Source organism: Dactylosporangium sp. NPDC050688, from assembly GCF_040654515.1.
Classification (GTDB): Bacteria; Actinomycetota; Actinomycetes; order Mycobacteriales; family Micromonosporaceae; genus Dactylosporangium.
In genome coordinates this window covers 1-6962 of sequence record NZ_JBFAIC010000145.1, presented here as the reverse complement: position 1 = coordinate 6962, position 6962 = coordinate 1, and the positions used below count along the sequence as shown (strand labels likewise).

Sequence of the window (6962 nt, the reverse complement as noted above, 5' to 3'; positions counted from 1 at the left end):
CACCGCGCAACCCGGCAGCGAGAGCCACGAGAAACTGGAGCTCCTGAAAGTGATCGGCAGCCAGCACCTCAACGAGACACCGGCCGCCGATCTCGACAACTAGGACGCGTATCAAAGTGGTCAGAGCCATTCGTTGATTGCGGCGACGTGGATGGTGGCTTCGTAACGGACGGCGAGTTTGTCGAACCCGGTAGCGCCGGCGCGGTTGCGTTTGAGGCGGTTGATGGTGCGCCACGAGGCGTTGGTGTCCGGATGGGGGCGAGAGATCGTCCATCTCCTGGCTGTCGTAGCAGCGGGAGGAAGCTGGAAGCAGCACCGTGGAGCCGGCGGGGCGAGGGGGCGGCGCCGCCCGCACCACGCAGCTCGTTGCGCGCCCGCTCCGCCCACGGAGAAAGGCCCTGGGCCACGAACCCGGCCACGCGGCGTGAGTGGTGGCCGGGCGTCGGTTGGCCGGCGGTATCGCCGTAGCCGCTCCCCGTAGCTCAGCTGCACGCGTGCGCGATGGTACGGATTGTCCGACATCAAGGTGCCGACGTCCGCGCCCGCGGACATCCCATGCCCATGCGATATGCCTGGCCAGGGGTTGTTCGCCCGATCGCACTGCGATCGGCTTAGGCGTCACACGGCCGCATCGGCGCCGGCCGCCGGTCAGGCGATGCGTTGTGCCAGTAGTGCGCAGGCGTCGTCGCGGGCGGTGTCGAAGTCGAGCCGGTCGAGGACCGCGGCTGGGTGCCCACCGATGCCAGTGATCCGATCGGCCAGTAGTTCGATACCGTCGTCGAAGGCCCCCCGCTTGATCATGCCGTCGGTGTAGAGCAACACCGAATGCCCAGGTAGCAGCTGGCGGGACTCCTGCGTGAACGACGGTGCCGGGAACACCCCCAGCAGCGGCCCTCGAGGGTTGGGCAGGCGCGTCACACGGTGATGGTCGGCCAGCAGCAGCGGTGGATGCCCGGCGCGCGCCCAGCGGAGCTGGCCCGTGCGCGGCCGGTATGTCGCGACGACAGCAGTCGCTGTTGTCTCGCTGTCGGCGCGGCATAGTAGCGTGTTGAGCCGGGACAAGATCGTTGCCGGTGGGTGGCCCTCGGCGGCGTATGCTGCCATCGCGTACCGCAGCCCGATCATGGGCTCGATTGCACCCAGCCCGTGGCCGACGACGTCGCCGACGGCCATGACCAGATCTCCGTTGGCCAGCGGCAGAATCAGGTACCAGTCGCCGCCGATGCGCAGCGCGGGGTCGGCGCTGTGGCATCGCACGGCGACCTGCAGGCCGTCGATGTCCCCGACGACGCTGGTGGCCGGCTGGATGGCGTATTGCAGTTCATGGCTGATCTGCCGCTCGCGCGCCAGTTGACTTCGGTAGGACAGCGGTACCTGGTCGCTGTTTGGTGCGATCGTGCTCAATAGCGGCCCCTGTGGTGGATGACGGATCGTCCGCCGGCGCCGGTCCGCTGACCGCCGGGATTCAATCACGACGGCTCTGTCACGCATGGATATGCCGGTTGCCTGTGGTGGATTCATAGTCGTTGACGCTACGAGCAGGCAGTGCAGAAGCAGGTGATTTCGAGTGATGGGGCGCTTACTTCCCATCGGCCAGGTAGAAGTCAGCCACCGCGCCTGTGAACGCATCCCAGGGTGATGCGACGGACAGGCGGTAAACAGCTCGCCGCCTGCGGCCCGAGTGCAATTCCAGTGGCATTCGAGTGTGCCGACCGTCCGACCGCGAAGCGGGTGGCCTCGGGCGAATGGGGCGGTCGCAGGCGGGTGGTCGCCAAGTTCACAGCCGCGTTTCGGAGGCTGGTAATTGCGGCGTGTTGGACCGAAGATGGTCTTGGTGGCAGCCGCGAGCGACAGAGGCAAGGGTGACGGGTTCCGGTGTGAATCTCGAGTCGGGGGGCGTGAATGACCTGGAGGAGGCCGCAGCGGTCTTCACGAGCGTGCGGCCACGGTTGTTCGGGATCGCGTATCGCATGCTCAGCAGCGTCGCCGAGGCCGAGGACCTGGTGCAGGAGGTCTGGTTGCGGTGGCAGGCATGTGATCGCAGTGTAGTGGTAAATCCGGCGGCGTTCCTGGCGACGACGACGACCCGGCTGGCCATCAACGCGCTTCAGTCGGCACGGGTACGGCGCGAGACGTACATCGGACCGTGGTTGCCCGAACCGGTCGACACGAGCGCCGACCCGTACCTGGGCGCCGAGCGCGGTGAGGCCCTGGAGTTCGCGGCCCTGCTGCTGATGGAGAAGCTCCCGCCCAACGAACGCGCCGCGTATGTGCTGCGGGAAGCCTTCGACTACTCGTACGCGCAGATCGCCGACATCCTGCATTTGAGCGAGCCTGCGGTGCGTCAACTGGTCAGCCGGGCCCGCAAGCACATGGCGGGCGAACGGCGTACGCCGGCGACGCCGGGGACGCAGCGGGAGCTGCTTACCGCGTTCATCCAGGCCGCCCGCTCCGGCGACATGACCGCGTTGGAGCGGCTGTTCACGGCGGATGTGACCAGCATCTCCGACGGCAACGGCACGGTGCGCATCTCCCGCACCCCGGTCGTAGGTGCGCTGCGCGTGGCGAAGTTCATGAACGCGATCTCCACCTGGTTCTGGAACGACCTCGACATCCAGTGGGTGACCACCAACGGGCAGGCCTCCGTCGTGCTGCGGCGCGAGGGCGCCGCGCGCCCGATCCACGCCGTGCTCACGGTCAGCGCCTCGACCGAAGGCATCGACCAGCTGCTGTGGATCGTCAACCCCGAGAAGGTCGCGGCGGTGTCCGCCCGGGCCTGACTCGCCGACGTCACATCGGCGTGCTGTCCAGTCATAGCTGGCGACTGCGAGAGAACAGATGACCCCGTGCGAACAAATTCTGTCGGTGGCGCCGGCTGCACCGACTTCTACATGACATATCAGCCGTTTCTTCCCGAGGTGTTAGCCGGATCGGTCGAGTCGCGGCATGCCGCGATATTGCTGCGCGGCTGATATCGCCCGCACGACGGACGCCGTGCGGGCCTGGCCGGGTCAGCGCGCGAGCTACTCCCGATAGGCGGTCTTGGTGATGCCGGCGTGACCGGCACCGGCGGCCCGTGAGCAGGTTGTCCATTGTGGTTGTGGCAGCGGCAACCCCGAGGAACTTCGGTCGAGTTGTCACAGACCGCGGGGCTGCCCTGTCTTAGCCGGTGTCGGGACAACGGGCCGGGTGCAGAGAGGTGTGCGGGTGGCTCTACGGGGTCGGAGCGAGGCGCTGCGCCGCATTCTGCAGGTCATGGCAGAGGTCTCGGATCAGGGCGACGCGCACATGGTCGTCGTCACCGGCGAACCCGGGATCGGCAAGTCGGCGTTCCTGGCCGAGGTCGAGGATCACGCTGCCCAGCTCGGGTACGCGATCGGCAGCGCCAAGGCCGAGGAATTCGACCAGATCGCGCCCGGTATCACGATGCTGGCCGCGTTGCAGTACGGCACGCCACCGCTACTTTCCGCAGCCGACATCACGAGCCTGTTCGAGCTGCGGGAGCAGCGGTTCTGGCTCGTGGAGCAGCTGGCCGCGATCCTCGAGACGCGCGCGACGGGTTCCCCACTTCTGCTGGCTATCGACGACGTGCAGTGGATCGACCCACTGAGCCGGTTCGGCCTGCGCGTCCTGCCCGCTCGGCTACGTGGCTCGCCGGTGCTGTTCGTGCTGGGCAGCCGGCCCGATGACGCGGTTCGGGAGATCGCGGCGGCCGCTGGCCGGGTGGTGCCGGTCGAGGACGTGCGGCTCGGCCCGCTCAGCGCGGGCGACATCGACCAAGTCGTCGAGGACATCCTGGGCAGACCGGCGGACACCCGGGAACGCGCTCTGCTCCAAGGCGCCGGCGGCAACCCGTTTCTGGCTGTGGAGATGCTGCGCGGGATCAGGGCTGCGGGCACGCTTCCGGCCGGCGCCCCGCCGGCTTCGATCATGTTGGGGGTACGCGGCCAGCTGCGCGCGCTGCCCGCCAGCACCCTACGGTTCCTTCAGGTCGGCGCGGTCCTCGGCCGGCGGTTCACGCTCGCGGACGCGGCGGCGCTGCGGCACACCTCGACCACGGCGCTGCTGGACGACCTGGCCGCGGGCGTCGGCAGTGTGCTGGTCGACGACGGGGAGCAGATCGCGTTCCGGCACGATATCGTCCGCCAGGCGGTCTATGCCGACGTTCCGGCGTCGGCCCGCAAGGCGCTGCATCGCGAGGCCGCGCAACGGCTGATGGCCATGGGACGTAAGCCGATCGACGCGGCACAGCACGTGCTGCTCGGCGCGGCGCCCGGCGACACGGCCGCGGTGCGGCTGCTGCGCCGGGCGGCGTCGGACGTTAGGGAGATGATGCCTGGGCTCGCCGCCGACCTCATGCTGCGGGCCCTGGACCTGAGCGACCCGGCCGATCCGGTACACCTTGAGCTCAGCGAGGATGCCATCCGGCTGTTGTCGGCGGCCCACCGCAGCCAGGAGGCGCTCGACTTCGGCGACCGCATGCTGGCGTTATACCCACGCCCGGTCGAGCAGGGTTGCCTGACCGCCGATCTGGCGCGCCCGCTGTGGAATCTGGGCATGGTCGCCGAACTGCGGCGGCGCGTCGACGAGGCGCTGGACGCGGGCGGGTTCTCCGAGCAGATCGCCGCTCGCCTGGCCGCGGTGCGGGCGCTGGCGCTGTCGCGGGGTACCGATCTGGCCGAGGCCCGAGTCGATGGCGACGCCGCCTTGCAACAGGCCCGGCGCGCCGGGGACACGGCCGCGGAGGCCACGGCGGTCTGGGCGCTCGGCGAGACCGCCTTGAACGCCGGCTTCTGCCGGCAGGCCCTGGACCGCTTCGTCGAACTTCGTTCCCTCGACCCGTCGTTCCGGGCCGAGGAGATCCTGGCGTTGTTGCATCTGGACGATTTCGAGGGCGCCGGGCGGCGCCTTGCCGAGGCTCGTCAGCACCCCGAGCTCGGCGACGGGCAGCCGAAGATCGCCGCGTTGACATGGGCTCAGGGTCTGTACGACATGGGGCTGGGCCGGCTCGACGACGCCGAGGCGGATTTCACGTCGGTGACCGAGCTCGACACGGAGCTCCAGGAACGTTCCCACGACGTGGGCTGCAAGGCCATGCTGACCTGGATCGCGAGCTTGCGCGGCGACGCCGCGGCGGCACGGTCGTGGTTCGCGGCCGCCCGCGCCGACCTGGCCGTCTGGCCGACCCCGGGCGACACGGCCTTCGTCGGGTTCATCGAGGCGTGGCTGGCCCTGCGCGACGGCGATGCCGGCGCCGCCGTGCGCGTCCTTCGCCGGGAAGGCTTTGCGGACAACCTGATGCGCTGGCGGATTCTGCGGGCGCTGGTCGTCTGGGCGGTGCGCATCGCCCTCGACGGCGGCGACCGGGAATTGGCCGCGTCACTCGCGGAGCAAGCAGAGGTGTATGCGTCCCGCAACCCGGCCCTGGTGACCGCCGGCGCCCTCGCGGCGCATGCGACAGCGCTGGTCCGTGGCGACGCAGACCTGCTCGCGCACGCCACCGAGGCGCTTCGCGAGGCGCCCCGCCGGCTGGCGTACGCCGACGCGGCCGCGGACTACGGCCAGGCGCTGTTGCGCCGCCGGCGGGGCGTGGACGGCGTCACCCTGCTCTCCCAGTCGCTCGACGCGTACGCAGCCGCCGGTGCGGCCGGGGAGGTGCGGCGGGTAGAGCAGCTGCTGCGGGCAGCGGGCATACGCCGCCAGGTACGTGCGCAGGAGCGACCCGTGCAGGGGTGGGATGCACTGACCGCCACCGAACGGCGGGTGGCGCGGCTGATCGCCGACTGCCACACCAACCGGTCGGCCGCCGCCCAGCTGTCGATCTCCCCGCACACCGTCAACACGCATCTCGGCTCGGTCTTCCGCAAGCTCGGGGTGACCTCGCGGGTACAACTGGCCCGGCTGGTGTTGAGCGAGGAGGCCCGCGGATGACGATCTGGTACGTACACGCGATGCGTCGCGCCCCGGGTCGGCGAAGATTGGACGGATGTCCACCAATCCGCCGGCCGGACCGCGACATCGTCGGGCCACCGTGGTCCTGGTCCATGACGCGTTCGCCGACCCGGCCAGCTGGGCGTCGGTGACCGCCGAGCTCGGCGCGAGCGACATCGCCGTACTGGCGCCAGCCAACCCGCTGCGCGGCCTGGACAGCGACGCGCCGCACCTGTCGGGGATCGTTCAAGGCATCGGCGGACCGGTCGTACTCGTCGGGCATGGATACGGCGGCGCCGTCGTGACCGAGGCCGCCAGCGGTGTGGACAACGTCACCGCCCTCGGGTTCGTGGCCGGGCTGGGCCTGGATGCCGGCGAAAGCTGGCTCGACATCGCGGCGAGGTTTCCCGACGTACCGCAGGCCACCGTCGGCGATACGGCGATACGCCTCGACCGGCGGGTATTCGCTGAGGTGTACGCGGCGGATCTCGCTCATGCCGCCGCCGACACCTTGGCCGTACGGCAGCGGCCCGCGTCCCGGGCGGTACTCACCGGGGCGGTCCGGCAGCCCGGGTGGCGACAGCTTCCCTGCTGGTACGCGATCGCCACCGCCGACCGCGTGGTGCACCCGATCGCGCAGCGGTTCATGGCGATGCGGATGGCCGCCGTCGAGATCGAGATCGACGCGTCCCACGCCGTCGTGTTGAGCCAGCCGGCCGCGATCGCTCAGATGATCATGGAAGCTCTGCGGTAGCCGGCCGGAGTTTGGTACATCCACGCGATGTACGGCGTCACGCAACCCGGTTGGCTGGAGGCACCCCTCGCGACTGCACCCACTCGGGCTCAGCGTCTAGGGGACCGGGGGAAAGCGGACAATGGAGGCGGTGTCATGAGGTGCTGCAGGCCCGCCTCGTCCTTGCGCTGGCCGCGACGGCCGGTCAAGCCCCTGGAAGTGGTGTATTGGCTGATCTTTCGAGTTGTGCTGGTCAGAAGGGTTGGTGGCCGGGCTGGTAGGTGGTGGGGCCGCTGGT

General features: G+C 69.6%; 4 protein-coding genes. 3 read left to right on the top strand and 1 reads right to left on the bottom strand.

The window, feature by feature from the left end:
* Positions 1-648: 648 nt before the first annotated feature.
* A complete protein-coding gene (locus AB0H83_RS51245) occupies positions 649-1404 on the bottom strand; it encodes a PP2C family protein-serine/threonine phosphatase (RefSeq protein ID WP_360111164.1) in 756 nt (251 codons plus the stop codon).
* A 494-nt stretch (positions 1405-1898) separates the two neighbouring features.
* Between AB0H83_RS51245 and AB0H83_RS51240 the strand changes: the two genes are divergently transcribed.
* From AB0H83_RS51240 to AB0H83_RS51230, 3 genes are all read left to right on the top strand, one after another.
* Positions 1899-2780, top strand: coding sequence for a sigma-70 family RNA polymerase sigma factor (locus tag AB0H83_RS51240; protein WP_360111161.1), 882 nt, complete (start codon positions 1899-1901; stop codon positions 2778-2780).
* 409 nt (positions 2781-3189) lie between these two features.
* Positions 3190-5931 carry an AAA family ATPase gene (locus AB0H83_RS51235; protein WP_360111158.1) on the top strand — a complete coding sequence of 914 codons (2742 nt, stop codon included), beginning with the start codon at positions 3190-3192 and terminating at the stop codon, positions 5929-5931.
* Positions 5932-5986: 55 nt separating this feature from the next.
* Entirely contained in the window at positions 5987-6685 is a 699-nt protein-coding gene (locus tag AB0H83_RS51230) for an alpha/beta hydrolase (RefSeq protein ID WP_360111155.1), read from the top strand.
* Positions 6686-6962 lie beyond the last annotated feature (277 nt).